The 21,770-nt window shown below is 59.6% G+C and carries 18 protein-coding genes; 3 read left to right on the forward strand and 15 right to left on the reverse strand.

Features of this window, described 5'->3' with window-relative positions:
• Positions 1-122 precede the first annotated feature (122 nt).
• From rpoD to rpsU, 3 genes are all read right to left on the reverse strand, one after another.
• Positions 123-1,970 carry an RNA polymerase sigma factor RpoD gene (rpoD, locus tag K5Y35_RS10210; RefSeq protein WP_108592083.1) on the reverse strand — a complete coding sequence of 616 codons (1,848 nt, stop codon included), beginning with the start codon at positions 1,968-1,970 and terminating at the stop codon, positions 123-125.
• A 67-nt stretch (positions 1,971-2,037) separates the two neighbouring features.
• Positions 2,038-4,002 carry a DNA primase gene (gene dnaG, locus K5Y35_RS10215; protein ID WP_123469284.1) on the reverse strand — a complete coding sequence of 655 codons (1,965 nt, stop codon included), beginning with the start codon at positions 4,000-4,002 and terminating at the stop codon, positions 2,038-2,040.
• 481 nt (positions 4,003-4,483) lie between these two features.
• Positions 4,484-4,699 (reverse strand): 30S ribosomal protein S21, encoded by a 216-nt coding sequence (gene rpsU, locus K5Y35_RS10220; protein WP_002551877.1) that lies wholly within the window; start codon positions 4,697-4,699, stop codon positions 4,484-4,486.
• 199 nt (positions 4,700-4,898) lie between these two features.
• On the opposite strand from rpsU, the gene tsaD reads away from it, so the two are divergent.
• Entirely contained in the window at positions 4,899-5,924 is a 1,026-nt protein-coding gene (tsaD, locus tag K5Y35_RS10225; protein WP_123469282.1) for a tRNA (adenosine(37)-N6)-threonylcarbamoyltransferase complex transferase subunit TsaD, read from the forward strand.
• Positions 5,925-5,947: 23 nt separating this feature from the next.
• Here the strand turns inward: tsaD and plsY are convergent, their stop codons facing one another.
• Positions 5,948-6,517, reverse strand: a complete 570-nt coding sequence (plsY, locus tag K5Y35_RS10230) for a glycerol-3-phosphate 1-O-acyltransferase PlsY (protein WP_123469280.1) — start codon at positions 6,515-6,517, stop codon at positions 5,948-5,950.
• 74 nt (positions 6,518-6,591) lie between these two features.
• Between plsY and folB the strand changes: the two genes are divergently transcribed.
• Positions 6,592-6,948, forward strand: coding sequence for a dihydroneopterin aldolase (gene folB / locus K5Y35_RS10235; protein WP_064390789.1), 357 nt, complete (start codon positions 6,592-6,594; stop codon positions 6,946-6,948).
• Positions 6,939-7,457, forward strand: a complete 519-nt coding sequence (folK, locus tag K5Y35_RS10240) for a 2-amino-4-hydroxy-6-hydroxymethyldihydropteridine diphosphokinase (protein WP_123469278.1) — start codon at positions 6,939-6,941, stop codon at positions 7,455-7,457. Before folB ends, folK begins: the two co-directional genes overlap by 10 nt.
• Positions 7,458-7,538: 81 nt before the next feature.
• Here folK and K5Y35_RS10245 read toward each other — a convergent pair whose 3' ends face one another.
• The 11 genes from K5Y35_RS10245 to K5Y35_RS10295 form a co-directional block, all read right to left on the reverse strand.
• On the reverse strand, positions 7,539-8,768 hold the full coding sequence (locus K5Y35_RS10245) for a multifunctional CCA addition/repair protein (RefSeq protein WP_222834181.1): 1,230 nt from the start codon (positions 8,766-8,768) through the stop codon (positions 7,539-7,541).
• Between the two features lie 63 nt (positions 8,769-8,831).
• A complete protein-coding gene (locus K5Y35_RS10250) occupies positions 8,832-10,394 on the reverse strand; it encodes a SpoVR family protein (RefSeq protein ID WP_123469274.1) in 1,563 nt (520 codons plus the stop codon).
• Positions 10,391-11,662, reverse strand: coding sequence for a YeaH/YhbH family protein (locus tag K5Y35_RS10255; RefSeq protein ID WP_007910114.1), 1,272 nt, complete (start codon positions 11,660-11,662; stop codon positions 10,391-10,393). Before K5Y35_RS10255 ends, K5Y35_RS10250 begins: the two co-directional genes overlap by 4 nt.
• 117 nt (positions 11,663-11,779) lie before the next feature.
• A complete protein-coding gene (locus K5Y35_RS10260; protein ID WP_003228848.1) occupies positions 11,780-13,702 on the reverse strand; it encodes a PrkA family serine protein kinase in 1,923 nt (640 codons plus the stop codon).
• A 294-nt stretch (positions 13,703-13,996) separates the two neighbouring features.
• The gene (gene glpE / locus K5Y35_RS10265; RefSeq protein WP_123469272.1) at positions 13,997-14,326 is read right to left on the reverse strand and encodes a thiosulfate sulfurtransferase GlpE; all 330 of its coding nucleotides are present in this window, start codon (positions 14,324-14,326) and stop codon (positions 13,997-13,999) included.
• Between the two features lie 33 nt (positions 14,327-14,359).
• Positions 14,360-15,241: a symmetrical bis(5'-nucleosyl)-tetraphosphatase gene (locus K5Y35_RS10270; RefSeq protein WP_222834182.1), complete on the reverse strand. Its 882-nt coding sequence runs from the start codon at positions 15,239-15,241 to the stop codon at positions 14,360-14,362.
• The gene (apaG, locus tag K5Y35_RS10275) at positions 15,241-15,621 is read right to left on the reverse strand and encodes a Co2+/Mg2+ efflux protein ApaG (protein ID WP_222834183.1); all 381 of its coding nucleotides are present in this window, start codon (positions 15,619-15,621) and stop codon (positions 15,241-15,243) included. Before apaG ends, K5Y35_RS10270 begins: the two co-directional genes overlap by 1 nt.
• Before the next feature lie 112 nt (positions 15,622-15,733).
• Positions 15,734-16,552, reverse strand: a complete 819-nt coding sequence (gene rsmA, locus K5Y35_RS10280; protein WP_123469266.1) for a 16S rRNA (adenine(1518)-N(6)/adenine(1519)-N(6))-dimethyltransferase RsmA — start codon at positions 16,550-16,552, stop codon at positions 15,734-15,736.
• Positions 16,549-17,538 carry a 4-hydroxythreonine-4-phosphate dehydrogenase PdxA gene (pdxA, locus tag K5Y35_RS10285; protein WP_123469264.1) on the reverse strand — a complete coding sequence of 330 codons (990 nt, stop codon included), beginning with the start codon at positions 17,536-17,538 and terminating at the stop codon, positions 16,549-16,551. Before pdxA ends, rsmA begins: the two co-directional genes overlap by 4 nt.
• Complete coding sequence (gene surA, locus K5Y35_RS10290; protein WP_222834184.1) at positions 17,535-18,857, reverse strand: peptidylprolyl isomerase SurA; 1,323 nt, start codon at positions 18,855-18,857, stop codon at positions 17,535-17,537. Before surA ends, pdxA begins: the two co-directional genes overlap by 4 nt.
• On the reverse strand, positions 18,832-21,672 hold the full coding sequence (locus tag K5Y35_RS10295) for an LPS-assembly protein LptD (protein WP_123469262.1): 2,841 nt from the start codon (positions 21,670-21,672) through the stop codon (positions 18,832-18,834). Before K5Y35_RS10295 ends, surA begins: the two co-directional genes overlap by 26 nt.
• Positions 21,673-21,770: the final 98 nt, after the last annotated feature.

Consider the following 21,770-nt stretch of genomic DNA (forward strand, 5'->3'; position numbering starts at 1 on the left):
CTCTCGTTATGGCACGGGGGTGATTGTTTCGAGTGTAGACGGGCTATGCGGGGGAGGGGCGGTGCGCGGAATTTAATCTGACCGGAAAACAAAACCCCCGGCCTGGGCCGGGGGTTCTGGTATCACTCGTCGAGGAAGGAGCGCAGATGCTCGCTTCGCGTCGGGTGGCGCAGCTTGCGCAGCGCCTTGGCTTCGATCTGACGGATCCGCTCACGCGTTACGTCAAACTGTTTACCCACTTCTTCGAGTGTGTGGTCGGTGTTCATGTCGATACCGAAACGCATGCGCAGTACCTTGGCTTCACGGGCAGTGAGGCCGGACAGCACTTCGCGGGTCGCTTCTTTCAGGCTTTCAACGGTTGCAACATCGATTGGCGACTGCATGGTCGAGTCTTCGATGAAGTCACCCAGATGAGAGTCTTCGTCATCACCGATCGGGGTTTCCATGGAGATCGGCTCTTTAGCGATCTTCAACACCTTGCGGATCTTGTCCTCAGGCATTTCCATGCGTTCGCCCAGCTCTTCCGGAGTCGGTTCGCGACCCATTTCCTGCAGCATCTGGCGGGAAATACGGTTGAGCTTGTTGATCGTCTCGATCATGTGCACCGGAATACGGATGGTGCGGGCCTGGTCGGCGATCGAGCGAGTGATCGCCTGACGGATCCACCAGGTGGCATAAGTCGAGAACTTGTAACCACGACGGTATTCGAACTTGTCCACCGCTTTCATCAGACCGATGTTGCCTTCCTGGATCAGATCGAGGAATTGCAGGCCGCGGTTGGTGTACTTCTTGGCGATCGAGATCACCAGACGCAAGTTCGCTTCAACCATCTCTTTCTTCGCGCGGCGGGCCTTGGCCTCACCGATCGACATGCGACGGTTGATGTCCTTGATTTCAGCGATGGTCAGGCCGGTCTCGGTTTCCAGCGCAATCAGCTTCTGCTGGCAACGGATGATGTCCGGCTGTACGCGACCAATGGCTTCGGCGTATTTGCTCTTGCCTTTGGCCAGTGCGTCGGACCAGCTTTCGTCGACTTCATTGCCCGGGAACTGACGCAGGAAATCGGCGCGTGGCATACGTGCATCACGTACGCACAGTTGCATGATCGCGCGCTCTTGCTGACGCAGACGATCCAGGGCACTGCGAACACGCTCGACCAGGGCTTCGAATTGCTTCGGCACGAGTTTGATCGGCATGAACAGCTCGGCCAGGGCCAGCAACTCGGCAACCGCTGCCTTGTTGTGACGACCGTGCTTTTTCAGGGCCTTGCGGGTGATTTCCATCTGATCGGCCACAGCGCCGAAACGCTGGGCAGCGATGACCGGATCCGGACCGCTTTCGGCTTCTTCTTCGTCATCCGAAGCTTCGGCGTCATCGTCGTCGGTGTCGTCGTCAGCCTTGGCGGCTTTCGCGTCGATCGGCGGCGGCACTTCGGCCGCCGGCGGCGCAATGCCGTCGTCCGGGTCGATGTAACCGCTCAGTACGTCGGACAGGCGACCACCTTCGGTGGTGACGCGGGTGTACTCGGAGAGAATGTGGTCAACCGTGCCAGGGAAGTGCGCGATAGCGCTCATCACTTCACGGATGCCTTCTTCGATACGTTTGGCGATTTCGATTTCGCCTTCACGAGTCAGAAGCTCGACCGTACCCATTTCACGCATGTACATGCGCACTGGGTCGGTGGTGCGACCGATATCGGTCTCCACCGCTGCCAACGCGGCGGCTGCTTCTTCCGCAGCGGCCTCGTCGGTATCGGCGTCGGCCAACATAAGGGCGTCCGCATCCGGAGCACTCTCGTGTACGGGGATCCCCATGTCGTTAATCATGCGGATGATGTCTTCCACCTGCTCCGGATCTGAAATATCCTCGGGCAGGTGGTCGTTGACCTCGGCGTAAGTCAGATACTTCTGCTCACGACCCAGTTTGATCAACTCAATAATACGAGACTGCTGTTGCGCTTTTCCGGACATAACACCCTATCCACTGAAGGTCTTGGCGGGCAAAAAACAAGCCGAGGATTATACCTGAGCTATGACCTCACGCGCCAGTTGAGGTCGGGTTTGATGCGGAAACATTGCGACTTAAAAGGTCGCGCAGTTGATTTTTCTCTTCGGCACTCAGTTCGCTTTGACGCGCTTTCCTGAGCAACTGTTCCAGATTTCGCTCGCGTTGGCGGGCTGACAAGCTAGTAATGGTGTCGAAAAACTGTTGTTCAAGGTTATCTCCGTCAATCAACCATTCCTTTTCAGCCAGTGCCTTGAGCAAACGCCCCTGTTCAGTGCCGTGCCATCGCGCGATCAACTGAAATGAGTTTAGCTTGGGATTCTTCTGTACGGCTTCGAGCAAGGCCACAAGCAACTGGGCATTGGTCTGGTTTTCGTCCGCAATGTGCCCGGCGTCTTCAACGCGCTCGGCCAGTTGCGGGTGATGAAGCAAGGTGCGCAGGGCGGTCAGGGTCGGCGATTCGACGCCAATCGGCGTGCGCTGACGCTGCGGTTGATCGCGATCGCCACGCTTGCCGTTCTTGTCCCAGGGCTTTTTGTCCCATTTCTTGCCGCCAGCGCCGGGTTTCTTCGGCGTCCACTCCTGCTGCGGCACGTACATGTCCTGTGCCTGCGGCTGATGGTAGTCGCTGTAATCCGGCATTGCGTCGTAGTCGATGCCCGGATCGTAGGCGGGCGGCGCTTCCTGCGGCGCACTTTGCGCCAGCTGGCTGACAGTTTCGCTGCTCAGGCCGGTGATTTCGGTCAGGCGCTGCCGCATCAGGATGCGCAAGTTCGCGCCCGGCACTTTGTCGATCAACGGTGCGGCGAGGGTGGCCATGTGCGCCTTGCCCTCGAGCGAGCGCGGATCGGCTTCTTCGGTCAATTGCTGGAAGAAATAATCCGCCAGTGGCTGCGCATGCTGATTGATTCGCGCCTTGAAGGCGTCGGTGCCTTCGGCGCGGACCAGAGTGTCCGGGTCTTCGCCCTCCGGCAGAAACAGAAAGCGCGCGCGGCGTCCGTCCTGCAGGCACGGAAGGGTCGCTTCCAGTGCGCGCCAGGCGGCATTGCGGCCGGCCTGGTCACCGTCGAAGCAAAACAATACGTTCGGCACCACGCGAAACAGGCGTTTCAAGTGTTCTTCGCTGGTCGCGGTACCCAGCGTCGCCACGGCATTGCGCAGGCCTTGCTGGGCGAGTGCGATGACATCCATATAACCTTCGACGACGATGATTTCGTCGAGGTTGCGGTTGTTTTTGCGCGCTTCATAAAGGCCGTAGAGCTCCTGGCCTTTATGGAATACCGGGGTTTCCGGTGAGTTCAGGTACTTCGGCTTGTCGTCGCCAAGCACCCGGCCACCGAAAGCGATGATTCGGCCACGGGTGTCGCGGATCGGAAACATCACGCGATCGCGGAAGCGGTCATAGCGTTTGCCGGTTTCGGCGTTCTCGATCAGCAGGCCGGCGTCGATCATGGCCTTCTGTTGCAAGGTGTCGCTGCTCAGGTGCTTGAACAGGTTGTCCCAGCCCGGCGGTGCAAAACCGAGGCCGAAATCCCGGGCGATTTCGCCGGTCAGGCCGCGGCCCTTGAGGTAGTCGACTGCGGCTTTGCGTGCCGGGTGGCTCTTGAGCGCCTGCCGGTAAAAATCGGCGGCGGCGGTGAGCAGCGGGTACAGCGGCGAATCCGTCGGTTGACGCGGTTTGTGCGGGCGACCGCTTTCTTCGCGGGGGATTTCCATGCCGGCGGCTTTGGCCAGATCCTCGACGGCCTGGGGGAAGTCCAGGTTGTCGTGATCCATGAGAAAACCGAGGGCATTACCGCCGGCGCCGCAGCCGAAGCAGTAATAGAACTGCTTGTCGGGGCTGACGCTGAACGACGGGGTTTTCTCTTTGTGAAACGGGCAACAGGCGGTGTAATTCTTGCCGGCCTTCTTCAATTGCACGCGCGAGCTCACCACATCGACGATGTCGGTGCGGTTCAGCAGGTCGTCAATGAAGCTCTGGGGAATCAGCCCGGCCATGGCGTTCTCGTCTGCGCTGTAATGAGTCCGATGCGAAGGGCGGCCGGACGCAGGTCTTGAGTGAAACGCACACAATGGGCGGTTCGACCGGGTTCGGTTGCGTAATCGCTGTCGGGAAGTGTATCTGCCGAAAATCCACTGACGTTAGTAACAATCAGCCTTCGACTATTTGAAAGTGTTGCGCTGAATCCGCTGACGGCCGGTCAAGGGCCTCGGATAGCTCAATAAAGCGGGCACGCATGCAGGTGCCTTGGGCTGATCGTCGTGAGAGGAATCAGTGGGTGTGCTCGTCAGTAGCCTTGAAAGGCTCGTCAGAAAAGACGTGCACCGCTGGCAAAAGAGCCAGGCCTGACGCGGTGAAGCGGGTTTGTCTAGGTCGCGTGTGCGGCTTCGACGGTGAAGCATCAAGCGTTTTTACGCAAATGCCATTAGCCCGGCTGAGGGCCGGGCTTGGCAGAAGCTTGCTACGATCGTCTGCGTATTAGTACAGACGAACGGCGCGGCGCTGTTCGCGCTGAACTTTCTTGGCGTGACGCTTAACAGCGGCTGCTGCTTTGCGCTTACGCTCAGAAGTTGGCTTCTCGTAAAATTCGCGGCTACGAACTTCAGCCAGTACACCGGCTTTTTCGCAGGAGCGCTTGAAACGACGCAGAGCTACGTCGAAGGGTTCGTTCTCTTTAACTTTGACGGCTGGCATCCAGAGCTACCTTCATTCATTACCGGGGTCAACATCCTCGCGGCAAAAGAGCACTTGAAGACGTCGGTTTTTAAGGGTTGCGGATGTTAACCCCTCATCGCTCGGAATGCAAAGCCTCTGATCGAAAACCGCTAGTCGGGGCATCGCGTGGCGACTATTATGCGCGCCTTCGAATTCAGCCTAAACAAGGCGCAAACCCATGCTAGTACTGGGATTAGAAACCTCCTGCGACGAAACCGGCGTCGCATTATATGACAGTGAACGCGGTCTGCTGGCCGATGCGCTGTTCAGTCAGATCGACCTGCACCGCGTCTACGGCGGTGTAGTGCCGGAGCTGGCCTCGCGTGACCACGTCAAGCGCATGCTGCCCTTGATTCGTCAGGTGTTGGCCGAGGCTGACTGCGTGCCGACCGAGATCGACGCCATCGCCTATACCGCGGGTCCTGGCCTGGTCGGCGCGCTGCTGGTGGGTGCTTCCTGCGCGCAGGCACTGGCGTTTGCCTGGGGCATTCCGGCACTCGGTGTGCACCATATGGAAGGCCACTTGCTGGCGCCGATGCTGGAGCCAAAACCGCCGGAATTTCCGTTCGTCGCTTTGTTGGTCTCCGGCGGTCATACGCAGCTGGTTCAGGTCGATGGCATCGGCCAATACAGCCTGCTCGGCGAAACGCTCGACGATGCCGCCGGCGAAGCGTTCGACAAGACCGCAAAAATGATGGGCCTCAATTATCCGGGCGGACCGGAAATCGCCAAGCTGGCCGAGAAGGGCGTCGCAGGACGTTTTACCTTTCCGCGTCCGATGTGTGATCGCCCGGGCCTGGATTTCAGCTTCAGCGGCCTGAAAACCTTTGCTCTCAACACCTGGCAGCAATGCGTCAGCGCCGGGGACGACGGCGAGCAAGCCCGTTGCGACATCGCGCTGGCGTTCCAGCAGGCCGTGGTGGAGACTTTGACCATCAAGTGCAAGCGTGCCCTGAAACAGGCCGGGATGAAGCGTCTGGTGATCGCTGGCGGCGTCAGTGCCAACAAGGCGTTGCGTGTTTCGCTGGAAAAGATGCTCGGCGATATGAAGGGCGATGTGTTTTATGCCCGTCCCGAGTTCTGCACCGACAATGGCGCGATGATCGCATTTGCCGGTTGCCAGCGTTTGCAGGCCGGTCAGCAGGAAAGTCTGGCGATCAGCGTGCAGGCGCGCTGGCCGATGGAGCAGTTGTCGGCGCTGTGATGAGCGGCGTTCACGGGCGGTATTTAAAAATGCCGTTCGCGCCCGGCAAACAGGTCGCGTAGATTGCCGCGGTGGCGCCAGACGATCAGTAGCGTCAACGCGCTCATCGGCAATAGCGCTTCCGGTTCCTGCCAGGCCAGCAAGGGCAGGGTCAGCGGCGTGGCGATCAGCGCCGCCAGCGAGCTGGTGCGGGTCAGGTAGAACGTCAGCAGCCAGGCACACACCGCCAGCAGCGCGGCGGGCGGATACAGGCCCAGCAGCATGCCGGCAGCCGTGGCGACGCCTTTGCCGCCGCGAAAGCGGAAGTACAGCGGGAACAGGTGACCGATCACGGCGCACACGCCGATCCAGGCCTGATCCTGCAGCGAAAGGCCCATGGCCGCTGCAATCAGCACCGGCACCAGGCCTTTGCACAGATCACCCAGCAGGGTCAGGATCGCCAGTTTGCGACCGGCCAGGCGCAGCATGTTGGTGGCGCCGGCATTGCCCGAGCCACTCATTCGCGGATCCGGGTTTCCGGTGAGGCGGCTGAGCAAAATGGCGAAGGACAGAGAGCCGAGCAGGTAGGCGAGAGTCGCCAGTAACCAAAACATGCTAACTATTCCGGGCGAGGACGCCCTGATTCTAACGGCGCATTGCGCCCTTGTCGTGCAGCGGAGAGAAGTGCTTGGACAGAGTGTTTATCGAGGGCCTGGAAGTCGACACCGTGATCGGTGCCTACGACTGGGAGCGCGGCATCCGCCAGTGTCTGCGTCTTGACCTGAGCTTCGCCTGGGACAATCGTCCGGCGGCGGCCGGTGACGACCTGACCCTGGCGCTCGATTACGCCAGCGTCTCCACGCGCATCCAGGCCTTTGCCGAACAGGCACAGTTTCAACTGGTCGAGACGTTCGCCGAGCGTCTGGTGGAAGTGCTGATGAGTGAATTCAAGATCACTTGGGTGCGTCTGAAATTGACCAAGCCCGGCGCCGTGCCGGCGGCCAAGGGTGGCGTGGGCGTGGAGATCGAGCGCGGATGTCGCTGACTCAGATTTATCTCGGGCTCGGTAGCAATATCGAGCGTGAAACCCATTTGCGTGCAGGTCTCGACGCATTGGCGACGTTCTTGGTCGATATCCGCTGTTCGGCGGTATTCGAAAGCCAGCCGGTGGGAATCAAGAGTGGGCCGTTCTTCAACTTCGTGGTGTCGGCCTATACCGATCTGTCGCTGATGGAGCTGGATCGCCGCTTGAAGTTCATCGAGGCTGACAACGGCCGTTACGCGCCGGATCGCAAGGGTTTGCCATTGGATATCGACGTGCTGTTGTACGGCGATCTGGTGGGGAATTTCGATGGATTGACGCTGCCGCGCGCCGAAATCCTGAAAAACGCCTTTGTGCTGTGGCCGCTGTCGCTGATTGCGCCGGATCGCGTGCATCCGGGCGTGGGAAAAAGCTTCGCGACAGTGTGGGCCGAGGCGCAGATTGATCAGGTACTGGCGCCAGTGGCATTCGAGTGGCGGGGCGAGCAGCTCACGCCTGCTGATTTGATGTGAGCTGACCGACGCCTTCACGAGTTAGCCCGCCCCACAGAGAAGTGCATTGCAATGTGGGGACTGGCTTGCTCGCGAAGCCTTTCAGGCTGACGCCGCTTCTTTGTAAGCTTTCAATGCCTTGAGCCGCTCGCGCTTGAGCGCCCCACCCAGCTCCGGGCCTTTGAACCCTTTCTCCAGCAACGGCTGTACTGCCACGCCACGCGCTACCTTGGCCGCGCCGCGCAAATAATCCGCTTGTGGATAACTACGCTGCTCCAGCCCTTTGCGTCCGCGCGCATCCATTTCGCAGGCGACGATGAATTCTTCGAAACGCTGCGGCCGGCGATACACATCGAAACTGTGCAGCAGCTCCAGCAGCGTCGATGCTTTCAGTTCCAGGGCGCGATGGCCGTGGGTGTGATACTGGCCCACCAGCAACGCCAGTTCCTGGCAATCCTTCGGCGCCTTGAAGCGCTCGTTGACTGCTTTGATCAGCCGCAGGCCTTTATGCTCATGGGCAATGTGCCGAGGCCACTCGTCTTCCGGTGTCAGGCCTTTACCGAGATCGTGCAGCAGGCAAGCCCAGCGCACGGTCAGCGGTTGCTTGTGCAGGGCTGATTGCTCCAGCACGCTCAGGGTGTGAACACCGCTGTCGATTTCCGGATGATGAGCCTCGGGTTGCGGTACGCCGAACAGCGCGTCAACTTCCGGCATCAACACTTTCAGTGCGCCGCAGTTGCGCAGCACCTGGATGAATACCTGCGGCTGATCTTCCATCAAAGCCCGAGAGATTTCTTTCCAGCTGCGTTCAGCCGTCAACGCTTGCAGTTCGCCGGAGTCGCTGAGCTGACGCATCAACGCGAGTGTCTCGGGGGCGATCGTGAAACCCAGTCCGGCATAGCGGGCGGCGAAGCGCGCCACACGCAGTACCCGCAGAGGATCTTCGGCAAACGCCGGGGAAACGTGGCGCAAAATCCGGTTCTCGAGATCACGTTGCCCCTGATACGGATCAGTCAGATGCTGCTGATCGTCTTCGGCCATCGCATTGATGGTCAAGTCGCGGCGGATCAGGTCTTCTTCAAGCGTGACGTCGGGGCTGGCGTGAAAAGTGAAACCACCATAGCCGCGACCGCTTTTGCGTTCGGTGCGGGCGAGGGCGTACTCCTCGCCGCTTTTGGGATGGAGAAACACCGGAAAATCCGCACCGACCGGGCGATAACCCTGGGCGAGCATTTCTTCCGTGGTTGCACCGACCACCACCCAATCGACATCGGTAACCGGGATACCCAGCAAGCGATCGCGAACCGCGCCGCCAACCTTGAAAATCTGCATAAAAAACCTCCGTTAGCCTGACAGGATAACCCTTGTGTCAGGCTTTCGGAGGCCGCAAGCGGATCAAAGATGAATGACGGCGAGGTCAAGTCGGCCGTAATCCCCTTCGCTGTGTTCACTGCGTGGCGGAACGTGATGGGTTTTCATGATCTGGTCGCCTTGCAGGGTTTCCAGATGAATGTCGAAGCCCCACAGGCGATGCAGGTGTTTGAGCACCTCGTCGGTGGAGTCGCCCAGCGGTTTGCGGTCGTGCTGCTGATGGCGCAGGGTCAGCGAGCGGTCGCCACGGCGGTCGATGCTGTAGATCTGCACGTTCGGTTCGCGATTGCCGAGGTTGTACTGCGCAGCGAGGGTTTCGCGAATGATTCGGTAGCCACCTTCGTCGTGGATCGCCGGTACCAGCAGATCATCCTTCTGATCATCATCGAGAATGCTGAACAGTTTCAGGTCGCGGATCACCTTCGGTGACAGGTATTGCAGGATGAAACTCTCGTCCTTGAAGCTGCTCATGGCGAACTTGATGGATGACAACCAGTCAGTGCCCGCCAGGTCCGGGAACCAGCGCCGGTCCTCTTCAGTCGGCTCTTCGCACATGCGCCGAATGTCGCGGTACATGGCAAAGCCCAAGGCATACGGGTTGATCCCGCTGTAGTAGGGGCTGTCGAAACCTGGCTGGAATACCACGCTGGTGTGCGAGGTGAGAAACTCCATCATGAACCCATCCGTGACCAGGCCCTCGTCATACAGGTCGTTCATCAGCGTGTAATGCCAGAACGTCGCCCAGCCTTCGTTCATCACCTGGGTCTGGCGCTGTGGATAGAAATACTGGGCGATCTTGCGCACGATCCGCACGATCTCGCGCTGCCAGGGCTCCAGCAGCGGCGCGTGCTTCTCGATGAAATACAGAATGTTTTCCTGCGGTTCGGCCGGAAAGCGTGCGTTGTCCTTGTCGCTGTATTTGTCTGCGCCTTTGGGAATGGTGCGCCACAGATCGTTGATCTGCTTCTGCATGTGCTCTTCGCGGTCCTTCTGCCGACGGCGTTCCTCTTCGGCGGAAATCGGATACGGACGCTTGTAGCGGTCGACACCGTAGTTCATCAGCGCATGGCAGGAGTCGAGCAGGTCTTCCACCGCGTCGATGCCGTGGCGTTCCTCGCACTGCATGATGTACTGCTTGGCGAACACCAGGTAATCAATGATCGAGCTGGCGTCGGTCCAGGTGCGGAACAGGTAGTTGCCCTTGAAGAAGCTGTTGTGGCCGTAGCACGCGTGCGCTACCACCAGTGCCTGCATGCAGATGGTGTTTTCTTCCATCAGGTAGGCGATGCACGGGTCCGAGTTGATCACGATCTCGTAGGCCAAACCCATCTGCCCTCGGCTGTAGGATTTTTCGGTGCTGAGGAAATGCTTGCCGTAGGACCAGTGGTGATAACCCAGTGGCATGCCCACCGAGGCATACGCATCCATCATCTGCTCGGCGGTGATCACTTCGATCTGGTTGGGATAGGTATCCAGCGCATAACCGGCCGCGATACGGGCGATTTCGCGGTCATAGGTCTGGATCAGCTCGAACGTCCATTCGGAGCCGGTGGAAATGGGTTGGCGCTTCTGCTCTTTGGCGGTCATGTCACTAACCTGCGCTGGAAGAGTTCACGGAAGACCGGATAGATATCCCCGGCCGAGACCAGTTGCTGCTGGGCAAACGTGTCGGAAAAGGCTTCGGCGATGCGTTCGTACTCGTACCACAAGGCCTGATGTTCGCGCGGGGTGATCTCCACATAAGTGTAGTACTGCACAAACGGCATGATCTGGTTGATCAGGATATCGCGGCAGATCGGCGAGTCGTCGTTCCAGTTGTCGCCGTCGGAGGCTTGGGCGGCGTAGATATTCCACTCGTTGCTCGGATAACGCTCGGCCATGATCTCCTGCATCAGCTTCAGGGCGCTGGAAACGATGGTGCCGCCGGTTTCCCGTGAGTAGAAAAACTCCTCCTCATCGACTTCTCGGGCGCTGGTGTGATGGCGGATGAACACCACGTCGATCTTGTCGTAGTTCCGCTTGAGAAACAGGTACAGCAGGATGAAGAAGCGTTTGGCGATGTCCTTGGTGGCCTGGGTCATGGAGCCGGAGACATCCATCAGGCAGAACATCACCGCTTTCGAACTGGGGTTGGGCTGCTTGATCAGCAGGTTGTATTTCAGGTCGAACGTATCGAGGAACGGAACGCGATGGATACGCGCGCTGAGTTTCTCGATTTCTGCCTCAAGCTCCTGAATATCGCCGAAGTTGTCTGGTTCTTCGCGTCTCAGACGCTCAAGTTCTTCTTTGACTTCCCGCAGTTTTGCCCGGCTGCTGCCGGACAGCGCGATGCGCCGCGCGTGAGCCGAACGCAGTGTGCGGATGATATTGATGCGAGAAGGGTTGCCTTCGTTGCTGATCCCGGCGCGCACGGTCTTGAAGGTGTCGGTACCGCTCAGGTTGCGTTTGACCAGATTCGGCAGTTCGAGGTCTTCGAACATGAATTCGAGAAATTCTTCCTGAGTGATCTGGAAGACGAACTCGTCCATGCCCTCGCCGGAATTGCCGGCCTTGCCCGGCCCGCGTCCGCCGCCGCCTCCCGGTGGACGGGCGATGTGTTCGCCGGCGGTGAACTCCTTGTTGCCGGGATGCACCACGGTCTGCTTGCCGCCGCGGCCATGATGAAGCACCGGTTCGTCGATGTCGCGACCGGGAATACTGATTTGCTCGCCGTGCTCCATATCGGTAATGGAGCGGCGGCTGACCGCCTCTTCGACAGCCTTCTTGATGTGATCACGGTAACGCCGCAGGAAACGTTGGCGGTTCACCGTGCTCTTGTTCTTGCCATTGAGACGTCGGTCGATCACATAGCTCATAGACCCCTCCGGGGAGCTTCAAGTCATAAGCCCCAAGCTGCAAGTGAAAGCTCTCCCGTTCCCGAAACCGGTCTCTGCTGTTCTCTTGCAGCTTGTCGCTAGAAGCTTGCAGCTGCTTTATTGCGATTTGCGGACCCGTAGGTACCATTCGGAAAGAAGCCGTACCTGTTTGTCGGTGTAGCCGCGTTCGACCATTCGTGTAACGAAGTCGTTGTGTTTCTGTTGATCCTCTTTGCTGGCCTTGGCGTTGAAGCTGATGACTGGCAGCAGGTCCTCGGTGTTCGAGAACATTTTCTTCTCGATGACCACCCGCAGTTTTTCGTAGCTGAGCCAGGTCGGGTTCTTGCCGTTGTTGTTGGCCCGGGCGCGCAGGACGAAGTTGACGATCTCGTTGCGGAAATCCTTCGGATTGCTGATGCCCGCCGGTTTCTCGATTTTCTCCAGTTCTTCGTTCAGTGCCACACGGTTGAGGATCTCGCCGGTTTCCGGATCGCGGTATTCCTGATCCTGAATCCAGAAGTCCGCATACAGCACGTAGCGGTCGAAGATGTTCTGCCCGTATTCGCTGTAAGACTCGAGGTACGCGGTCTGGATCTCCTTGCCGATGAATTCGATGTAGCGCGGCGCCAGGTATTCCTTGAGGTAGCGCAGATAGCGCTCGCGGGTTTCGGCCTGGAACTGCTCCTGTTCGATCTGCTGTTCCAGCACGTAGAGCAGGTGCACCGGGTTGGCGGCGATTTCATGCGGGTCGAAGTTGAACACCTTGGACAGGATCTTGAACGCAAACCGGGTCGACAGACCGTTCATGCCCTCGTCGACGCCTGCCGAGTCGCGGTATTCCTGAATCGACTTGGCCTTCGGATCGGTGTCCTTGAGGTTTTCGCCGTCGTAGACGCGCATCTTCGAATAGATGTTGGAGTTTTCCGGCTCCTTGAGGCGTGACAGCACAGTGAACTGCGCCAGCATCTTCAGGGTGTCGGGTGCGCAGTGGGCCTTGGCCAGGGAGCTGTTGAACAACAACTTGTCGTAGATCTTCACCTCGTCGCTGACGCGCAGGCAGTACGGCACTTTGACGATGTAGATCCGGTCGATGAAGGCTTCGTTGTTCTTGTTGTTGCGGAAGGTGTGCCACTCCGATTCGTTGGAGTGCGCGAGCAGGATCCCGGTGAAGGGGATCGCGCCCAGACCTTCGGTACTGTTGTAGTTACCTTCCTGGGTGGCGGTCAGCAATGGGTGCAGCACCTTGATCGGTGCCTTGAACATTTCGACGAATTCCATCAGGCCCTGGTTGGCCCGGCACAGCGCACCGGAATAGCTGTAGGCGTCGGCGTCGTTCTGTGGGTATTCCTCGAGTTTGCGGATATCGACCTTGCCCACCAGTGCCGAGATGTCCTGGTTGTTCTCGTCGCCCGGTTCGGTCTTGGCCACGGCGATCTGGTTGAGGATCGACGGGTACAGCTTCACCACGCGGAACTGACTGATGTCGCCGCCGAATTCGGCCAGGCGCTTGGTCGCCCATGGCGACATGATGGTGTTCAGGTAGCGCCGTGGAATGCCGAAGTCTTCCTCAAGGATCGCGCCATCTTCGGTAGCGTTGAACAGACCCAGGGGCGATTCGAATACCGGCGAGCCCTTGATCGCGTAGAAGGGCACTTTTTCCATCAGTTGTTTCAGCTTCTCGGCCAGGGACGATTTACCGCCGCCGACGGGGCCGAGCAGATAGAGGATCTGTTTCTTCTCTTCCAGGCCTTGGGCGGCGTGGCGGAAATACGAAACAATCTGGTCGATGCATTCTTCCATCCCGTGGAAGTCTTCAAAGGCCGGATAGCGCCGGATCACCTTGTTGGAGAAGATGCGCGACAGCCTCGAGTTGGTCGAGGTGTCGAGCAGTTCCGGTTCGCCGATAGCCATTAACAGACGCTCGGCGGCGGAAACGTAGGCGCTGCGATCCTTTTTGCACAGTTCCAGGTACTCCTGCAGCGAGAGTTCTTCCTGGCGTGTGGACTCGAAGCGTTGTTGGAAGTGGCTAAAGATACTCATGACGTCACCTCGCTCGATACGTGGAGCCGACGCCGGATCAGTCAGTCGATGCTGGCAAGCAGCCGCGGTGGCCGCTTGTTTACCCCCCAGAACACTTTCGCGGTCGACAACCTTGAAAGTCACTCCCGATGACCCGTGCGCCGGTGTACCGGCTCTCCCCTGTTTTGGATGGCCTGGGCTTAAGGATAGTTGGGAATTCGCGAGGTAAAGGCGAGATACGTAATTATGTGTGGCAGACCGTTCGTCTGCCCCGCGCAGGCCCACGGCAGCCGGGGCCTGCACGTGACAAAAAAATTATTCGGCGGTGCCTTGCGCGGTTTCCGACGGATAAGTCGTACGCCACAGCTCGAAGCCGCCGTCCATGCTGTAGACGTCGGAGAAGCCTTGGCTGACCAGATAGGCCGCAGCGCCCTGACTGGAATTGCCGTGGTAGCAGACGACAACCGTCGGTGCGTCGAGATCGGCACCTTGGATGAAGGCGTGCAGCGAGTGGTTGTCCAAGTGCTTTGAACCGCTGATATGCAGGGCGGCATAAGTCGCAGGGTCGCGGACATCGACCACCACGGCGCCTTGCTCGCGCAGGGCCTGGGCCTGTTCCGGGGGGATTCGTTTGAATTCGCTCATGGCGGGTTCCTGTTGCTCGGCTGAAAGCGCAGTCTAACGCGGCGCGCTGACTGGTGAAGGTTCGGGGATAAGTGGTGCGACGGTTGGCGCAAGACCGCCGTGTGCATCGCATTTGCACGACACGCGCTCGCCGCTGTCGACGTTCATCAGGGTCAGGCTGCCACCCCAGACACAACCGGTATCCAGCGCCGAGATACCCGGTTCATGGACATCGCCTTCCAGCGCCGCCCAGTGGCCAAAGATGATACGCAGGCCACGGGTTTTGCGCTCTTTATGCTGAAACCAGGGTTTGTAGCCTGGCGGGGCGGTGTCGAGGCCTTCCTTGCTCTTGAGATCAAGCTTGCCGTCGGCGGTGCAAAAGCGCATGCGGGTGAAATAGTTGGTGATGACACGCAGGCGGGTCACGCCGGTGAGATCGCTGTCCCATTTCGCCGGTTCGTTGCCGTACATGCCGTCGAGGTACAACGGAAGCAGGTTGTCGTCACGCAGTGCGGCTTCGGCTTCGGCGGCATACTTCAAGGCCTTGCGCAGGGACCATTGCGGGGGAATGCCGGCGTGGACCATGGCGACGTCGCGCTGCTCGTCGTAGTGCATGAGTTTCTGCTGGCGCAGCCACTCGAGCAGGTCGGTCGCGTCCGGCGCTTCGAGAATCTCGCGCAGGGTGTCGGACTTCTTCAGGCGCTCGATGTTGTTAGCGGCGGCGAGCAGGTGCAGATCGTGATTGCCGAGGACGCAGACCAGCGATTCACGCATGCCATAGAGAAAGCGCAGGGTCTCCAGCGATTGCGGGCCACGGTTGACCAGATCGCCGACCAGCCACAGCCGATCGTGTGCCGGGTTGAACGCTACTTGCTTGAGCAGGCATTTGAGCGGTTCGAGGCAGCCTTGCAGGTCGCCGACGGCGTACGTCGTCATCAGTGCAGGGCTCCGGGCACGGCAAGGCGGAAGGGCTTGATGACTGCGTCGAAATGTTTGCCGTCATTGGCGACCATTTCATAGGTGCCCTGCATGGTGCCGACCTTGGTGGTCATGACCGTGCCGCTGCTGTAGGTGTGACTTTGGCCTGCATCGATCAACGGTTGCTGGCCAACGACACCGGCGCCGCGGACTTCCTCGACATGGCCGTCGCCATCGGTAATCACCCAGTGCCGGGACATCAGGCGCGCGGGCTGCTCGCCATTGTTCTGCACGGTGATGGTGTAGGCGAAGGCGAAGCGGTCGTGCTCGGGTTGCGATTGGTCTGCCAGATAGCGGGTAACGACGCTGACATCGACCTGGTAACGGGAATCGGACATGCAAAAGGCCTTAACGAAGCGGAACGCGGGGCGTAGCTGATGGGGATTCAGTCTAGGCAAGTATCGGGCAGTAAACCAGAGTGGCGTCCTGCCCGATAGCGTTCATCGCCAGTCAGTCGGCGACGGGAGAGGCCGGAACCTGTTCGGCGAGCTGGTCGGCCAGGCGCACGAATGCGGCCAGGTCCAGTTGCTCGGGGCGTAGACTGCCGTCAACACCGGCGGCCTCGATCTCGGCAGCGGTCATTAATTGCTTGAGGGTGTTGCGCAGGGTCTTGCGACGCTGGTTGAACGCTTCGCGGACGACGCGCTCCAGCAGGCGATGATCCTTGGCCGGGTGTGGCAGTACCGTATGCGGCACCAGGCGGACAATGGCCGAGTCGACCTTCGGCGGCGGGTTGAATGCGCCCGGACCAACGTTGAACAGGTGTTCCACGCGGCAGTGGTACTGAACCATGATCGACAGGCGACCCCAGTCACCGCCACCCGGGCCGGCCGCCAGACGCTCGACCACTTCTTTCTGCAGCATGAAGTGCATGTCGCGAATGATGCCGGCGTTGTTCAGCAGGTGAAAGATCAGCGGCGTGGAGATGTTGTACGGCAGGTTGCCGACCACTCGCAGGCTGTTCGGCGCGGCATTCAACGTATTGAAGTCGAACTTCAGCGCATCGCCCTGATGCAGGTTGAAGTTGCTCTTGCCGGCGAACTGCTGGTTGAGGATCGGAATCAGGTCCTTGTCCAGTTCCACCACATCGAGTTGCGCGCCGGAGCTGAGCAGGCCGGCCGTCAGTGCGCCCTGGCCCGGGCCGATTTCCAGCATGCGGTCGTCAGGTTTGGCGCTGATGGAGCGCAGGATGCGGTCGATGACGCCGGCATCGTGCAGGAAGTTCTGGCCAAAGCGTTTGCGCGCCTTGTGTTGGTATTGCTCGGTCATAAACGGGTCTCGGCCATCTGGTAGGCGGTTTCCAGGGCGACCTGCAGGCTGCCGGTGTCGATCTTGCCGCTGCCGGCCAGATCCAGGGCGGTGCCGTGGTCGACCGATGTACGGATGATCGGCAAGCCAAGGGTCACGTTGACGGCGGCGCCGAAGCCTTTGTACTTCAGCACGGGCAGGCCCTGGTCGTGGTACATCGCCAGCACTGCGTCGCAGTGCTCCAGATATTTGGGGGTAAACAGAGTGTCGGCAGGCAGCGGGCCACGAAGGTCCATGCCCTCGCCGCGCAGGCGCTCCAGAGTGGGTTCGATGATGTCGATTTCTTCATGGCCCAGGTGTCCGCCTTCGCCGGCGTGCGGGTTGAGCCCGCAGACCAGGATGCGTGGCCGGGCGATGCCGAATTTTTCTTGCAGGTCGCTGTGCAGGATCCGCGTGACTCGCTCCAGCCGCTGCGGCGTGATCGCATCGGCAATCTCGCGCAGGGGCAGGTGCGTGGTGACCAGTGCCACACGCAAACCGCGGGTGGCGAGCATCATCACGACCTGCGCGGTGTGGGTCAGGTCGGCGAGGAATTCCGTGTGCCCGGAGAACGCGATGCCCGACTCGTTGATCACACCCTTGTGCACCGGAGCGGTGATCATCCCCGCAAAGTCGCCGTTCAGGCAGCCGTTGCCGGCGCGGGTCAGGGTTTCGAGAACGAAAGCGGCGTTGGCCTTGTCCAGTTGCCCGGCAACCACGGGGGCGCTGAGCGGAGTATCCCAGACGTAAAGGCTGTTGGCGGGTGCAGGAACATCCGGCCACTGGTCAGGCGCAACGTCCAGCAAATTGACGACCAGCCCCAGTTGCGCGGCCCGCTCGGAGAGCAGGTCGCGGCTGGTAATGGCAATCAGGGGATGTGGCTGGGCTTGCGAGGCGAGCAGCAGGCACAGGTCGGGACCGATGCCGGCTGGTTCGCCGGGTGTCAGCGCAAAACGCTTGGGTTTCACTGCGCTGCCTGGTCTGCACCAGGGAGTTTGATCTCTACGTACGCTTCGTCACGGATCTGACGCAGCCAGGTTTGCAGCTCTTCGTCGTACTTCTTGTTACGCAGAACCGTCATCGCCTGTTGCTCGCGAGCCTGCTCGGTGCTGTCGGTGGCGCGACGGCCAAGGACTTCCAGCACGTGCCAGCCGTACTGGGTCTGGAACGGCTTGGACAGCTGACCTTGCGGGGTCTTGGCCATCACTTCGCGGAATTCCGGTACCAGTGCGTTCGGGTCGATCCAGTTCAGGTCGCCGCCGTTGAGCGCGGAACCCGGGTCTTCGGAGTAGTTCTTCGCCAGTTCAGCGAAATCTTCACCGGCCAGGATGCGCTCGTACAGCGATTGCACCAGGGCTTTGGTCTTGACTTCGTCGCGGATCGGGCTTGGCTTGACCAGGATATGGCGCACATGCACTTCATCACGCATCTGCGCTTCGCCACCGCGTTTTGCCAGCAGCTTGAGGATGATGAAACCACCCGGAGTACGTGCAGGTTGGGTGATGTCGCCAACGGCCATGCTGCTCAACTCGCGGTCGAACGGCGGTGGCAGTTGCGCGGCTTTACGCCAGCCCATGTCGCCGCCTTCCAGCGCGTTGTCGCTGCCCGACTTGGCAACGGCCATCTGACCGAAGTCAGCGCCTTGCTTGAGTTGCTGGTAAACCTCCATCGCCTGACGTGCAGCGCTCTGAATGGCTTCAGAGTTGGCGCTTTCCGGGGTCGGGATCAGGATGTTGGCCAAGTGCAGTTCTTCGGACAGTTGCATCTTGCCGAGGTCGGAAGCGAGGAAGTTCTTCACTTCCTGCTCGGAGACCTGAATGCGCTCTGCCACGCGGCGTTGACGCACGCGGCTGATGATCATCTCGCGCTTGATCTGGTCACGGGCGTCGTCGTAGTTCAGACCGTCGTGAGCCAAGGCTGCGCGGAATTGCTCCACAGTCATGTTGTTGCGCTGGGCAATGGTGCCGACAGCCTGATTCAGCTCTTCATCGGTAATGCGGATACCGGAACGCTCGCCGATCTGCAGTTGCAGGTTTTCGACGATCAGACGCTCCAGCACCTGCTGGTCCAGCACGCCCGGAGGCGGCAGACCGCCGCCACGCTTGGCGATGGTCTGTTGAACTTCATGGACGCGTTGATCCAGTTGGCTCTGCATGACCACGTCGTTATCGACGATGGCGACCACTTTATCAATGGATTGCACGGCGGCGTTGGCCGCCGTGCCCAGGAACAGCGCGCCCAGCATCAGCGGGCGCAGACAATCAGAAAGCTTGGTCTTCACGTTCACGATAACCTTGAATGCCTTTGTCGAGGAAGCTCTCTACCTTGGCGCCAGTCAGGCCGCCGAGTCCCTTCAGAACAATTTGGAGGAAGACGCCATGGTCGCCTTTTTCGTTTTGCGGAGCTTCCTGACTGAATTCGTCGTAGGAAACCCAGTAACGGTTGATCAGGCGCAGTTTCCAGCAGCAGTTGTCGTACTCGAAACCACCAAAGGCTTCCAGGGTACGGTTACGGTTGTAGTCGTACTGCCAGCGGCTGATCGCGTTCCACTGCGGAACGATCGGCCAGATGACCGAGAAGTCATGCTGCTTGATCTTGTAGTAGTCCTTGATGTAACCAGCCTGGCCCGGGGTGCCGTAGTCGCCGCCGCCCACAGTCCATTTACCGGTGTTCTGATCGTAGCGAACCTGGTCGTTGCGATAGCGATAACCGGCGTTGATAACCTTGTTCGGGTTGTCTTCAGGCTGGTAATGGAACATCGCGCTGCCCGAACGAGGGCTGCGGCTGTCCGGATCCCAGTTGTAGTCGGCCGTGGTGCGCCAGTCGCGGTTCCAGCGGTATTCGTACTCCAGTGCGTATGGCGAAACATTGGACTGCGCATCCGAACGGGTTTTCGGATCGATACCCGGCAATTGAACTTCGCGGTCCTTGAAGTAATAAGCCTGACCCACGCTGACGCGTTGACGCTCGAACCCGTTATCTTCGATCCAGCGGCTGGTCACGCCCAACGACAGTTTGTTCTCGTCACCGACACGGTCGGAGCCGGTGAAGCGGTTGTCACGGAACAACGACGAGTAGTTGAACGTGGTCTCGCTTGTATCAAACACAGGAATGTCTTCCTGGTCGACCTCTGGGACATAGAGGTAGAACAGGCGCGGCTCCAGCGTCTGGCGGTAGTTCTTGCCGAAATAGGAAGTATCGCGGTCGAAGTAAAGTCCGCTGTCGATGCTCGCAATCGGTACGCCGCGATTCTGGTTGCTGCTGAAATCGCCGCTGACGTATCGGGTGCCGAACGCTGCTGCGTTTTTCTTTTGATCGATGATGTCCTGTTTGCCGCTGCCATCCAGATCCAGTTGATACTGGGTGTACTGGTACTTGAGTGTCGGTTTGAAGAAGCCGTAACTCCAGTTCAACGGCAGGCTTACGGATGGCGCGAGGTTCAAGCGGTCGCCGTTGGCGCGCGCCAGGCCGGTTACGTTTTCATCGAGCCGTGGTTTGCCGTAAAGGCCGGTGGCCGGATCAAATGGCCCGCCGTTCTCGTCCAGGTACCTGCCGGTTCTGAGGTCGCGGTCAAACCGTACAAGCTCGGTGTTGTACGAGAAGTCCAGGCCACCCGGGTGATACGGCAGCGAGCCAATGAAAGTAATCTGTGGCAAGCGGTCATAAGGCGTGATGGCCGAGACGGTAGCCAGCTGGTATGACTGCGCGTTGATGGCAGCGGTGTAGCTGTCGCCGCGATACGTCACCATCCCTTGCTGGTTTACGAAGTCCGCGCTCTTTACACCGATCTGATCGGTTTGCAGATCCTGGAAGTAATACGGATCACTGATCTTGGTGTAGTCAACCGTGGTCAGCACGCGGGAGTCGAGTCCACCCTTGTGTTGCCAGTTGTACATGTAGCGCGTGCTCTTGGAGTCGGTCTGCAAGTCGCGATCGCTGCTCTCGTCGTTGAGGTACGCCGCACCGAACTGACCTTCGCTGGACTTGGTGAGGTAGCGGAATTCGCCTTCCATCAACAGCCCGTGCTTGGCCATGTAACGCGGGTACAACGTGGCATCGTAGTTCGGCGCCAGGTTGAAGTAGTACGGGGTCACCAGCATGAAGCCGGTATCGCTGCCGGTGCCGATGGTCGGCGGCAGGAAGCCCGACTGGCGACGATCGTCGATCGGGAAGTAGATGTACGGCGTGTACAGAATCGGAATGTCTTTTACGCGCAGCGTCACGTTGGTCGCGGTACCGAAGCCGGTGGCCGGGTTCAGGGTGATGTTGTTGCCCTTGAGCTGCCACGCGTTGCTGTTCGGTTCGCACGTGGTGTACGTGCCGTCCTTCAAACGGATGATCGCGTTTTCGGCACGCTTGGCGTACAGCGCGTTACCGCGGATGCGCGATTTGTGCATCACGTATTCGGCGTTGTCGACCTTGGCTTCACCGGTGTCGAGCTGCACATCGGCATGGTCGCCGACGATCAGCGCGCCGTTGTCACGGATACGCACGTCGCCATTGAGTTCGGCGCGGCTTTCGGCCTGATACAGGCTGGCCTCGTCGGACTCGACCTGCATGCTGCCCTGACGCAGGACGACATCGCCGGCCAGCGTACCGACTTGATCATCGGTGTTATAGCGCGAGGCTTTCGCGCCGATAAAGGTCGGGGCGTCACTTTTATTCGTCTTGTCATTCATGCCAGGACGAATCGGTTCGATATAGGCACCAGAGCAGTAAGGTCCGGTCTCGGCCAATTGGGCGGCGGTGAGCTTCTCGCGCGGAACCCAGTCGAGGTGACTGAAGTCTTCGCTACGGGATTTCAGGCCACGGCCCTTGGCTTCGGTGACGAGGACCGGTTTGGCGCCAGTGTCGGCAACCGAACCGTTCTCGGCCGGGGCTTCGCCGGTGGCGCTGACGGCACTGCCGTCATGCACCGGACGCGGTGGCAATGCAGCCGCCGGCGTCTTGGGCGAACAGTCCCAGCCACCCGTAGCCGAGACGGAGCAGTCATACTGCTCGGCGGCAACAACGAATTGACTGGCCAGAGGTTGCATAGCCAGCAGACTGCCGGTTACCAACAACGGAAATTTTTTACGAAACGCGGGGGATTTCAATGCCATCTTATTAGTCCGGGCTTCCTGCGTGCCATCTGCCCGCGGTGTGGGCCGCACGCCTCTCGATGGTCTGAAAAAGATGCTGGATAATAAAGCATGACCCG

Origin of the sequence: Pseudomonas sp. SC3(2021) (assembly GCF_019856535.1) — a bacterium.
Classification (GTDB): Bacteria; Pseudomonadota; Gammaproteobacteria; order Pseudomonadales; family Pseudomonadaceae; genus Aquipseudomonas; species Aquipseudomonas monsensis.

What these genes read in the sequence shown, in the direction of transcription:
- rpoD (WP_108592083.1), bottom strand. Translation starts at nt 1,970, where the DNA reads ATGTCCGGAAAAGCGCAACAGCAGTCTCGTATTATTGAGTTGATCAAA.
- dnaG (WP_123469284.1), bottom strand. Translation starts at nt 4,002, where the DNA reads ATGGCCGGGCTGATTCCCCAGAGCTTCATTGACGACCTGCTGAACCGC.
- rpsU (WP_002551877.1), bottom strand. Translation starts at nt 4,699, where the DNA reads ATGCCAGCCGTCAAAGTTAAAGAGAACGAACCCTTCGACGTAGCTCTG.
- tsaD (WP_123469282.1), top strand. Translation starts at nt 4,899, where the DNA reads ATGCTAGTACTGGGATTAGAAACCTCCTGCGACGAAACCGGCGTCGCA.
- plsY (WP_123469280.1), bottom strand. Translation starts at nt 6,517, where the DNA reads ATGTTTTGGTTACTGGCGACTCTCGCCTACCTGCTCGGCTCTCTGTCC.
- folK (WP_123469278.1), top strand. Translation starts at nt 6,939, where the DNA reads ATGTCGCTGACTCAGATTTATCTCGGGCTCGGTAGCAATATCGAGCGT.
- K5Y35_RS10245 (WP_222834181.1), bottom strand. Translation starts at nt 8,768, where the DNA reads ATGCAGATTTTCAAGGTTGGCGGCGCGGTTCGCGATCGCTTGCTGGGT.
- K5Y35_RS10250 (WP_123469274.1), bottom strand. Translation starts at nt 10,394, where the DNA reads ATGACCGCCAAAGAGCAGAAGCGCCAACCCATTTCCACCGGCTCCGAA.
- K5Y35_RS10255 (WP_007910114.1), bottom strand. Translation starts at nt 11,662, where the DNA reads ATGAGCTATGTGATCGACCGACGTCTCAATGGCAAGAACAAGAGCACG.
- K5Y35_RS10260 (WP_003228848.1), bottom strand. Translation starts at nt 13,702, where the DNA reads ATGAGTATCTTTAGCCACTTCCAACAACGCTTCGAGTCCACACGCCAG.
- glpE (WP_123469272.1), bottom strand. Translation starts at nt 14,326, where the DNA reads ATGAGCGAATTCAAACGAATCCCCCCGGAACAGGCCCAGGCCCTGCGC.
- K5Y35_RS10270 (WP_222834182.1), bottom strand. Translation starts at nt 15,241, where the DNA reads ATGACGACGTACGCCGTCGGCGACCTGCAAGGCTGCCTCGAACCGCTC.
- apaG (WP_222834183.1), bottom strand. Translation starts at nt 15,621, where the DNA reads ATGTCCGATTCCCGTTACCAGGTCGATGTCAGCGTCGTTACCCGCTAT.
- rsmA (WP_123469266.1), bottom strand. Translation starts at nt 16,552, where the DNA reads ATGACCGAGCAATACCAACACAAGGCGCGCAAACGCTTTGGCCAGAAC.
- K5Y35_RS10295 (WP_123469262.1), bottom strand. Translation starts at nt 21,672, where the DNA reads ATGGCATTGAAATCCCCCGCGTTTCGTAAAAAATTTCCGTTGTTGGTA.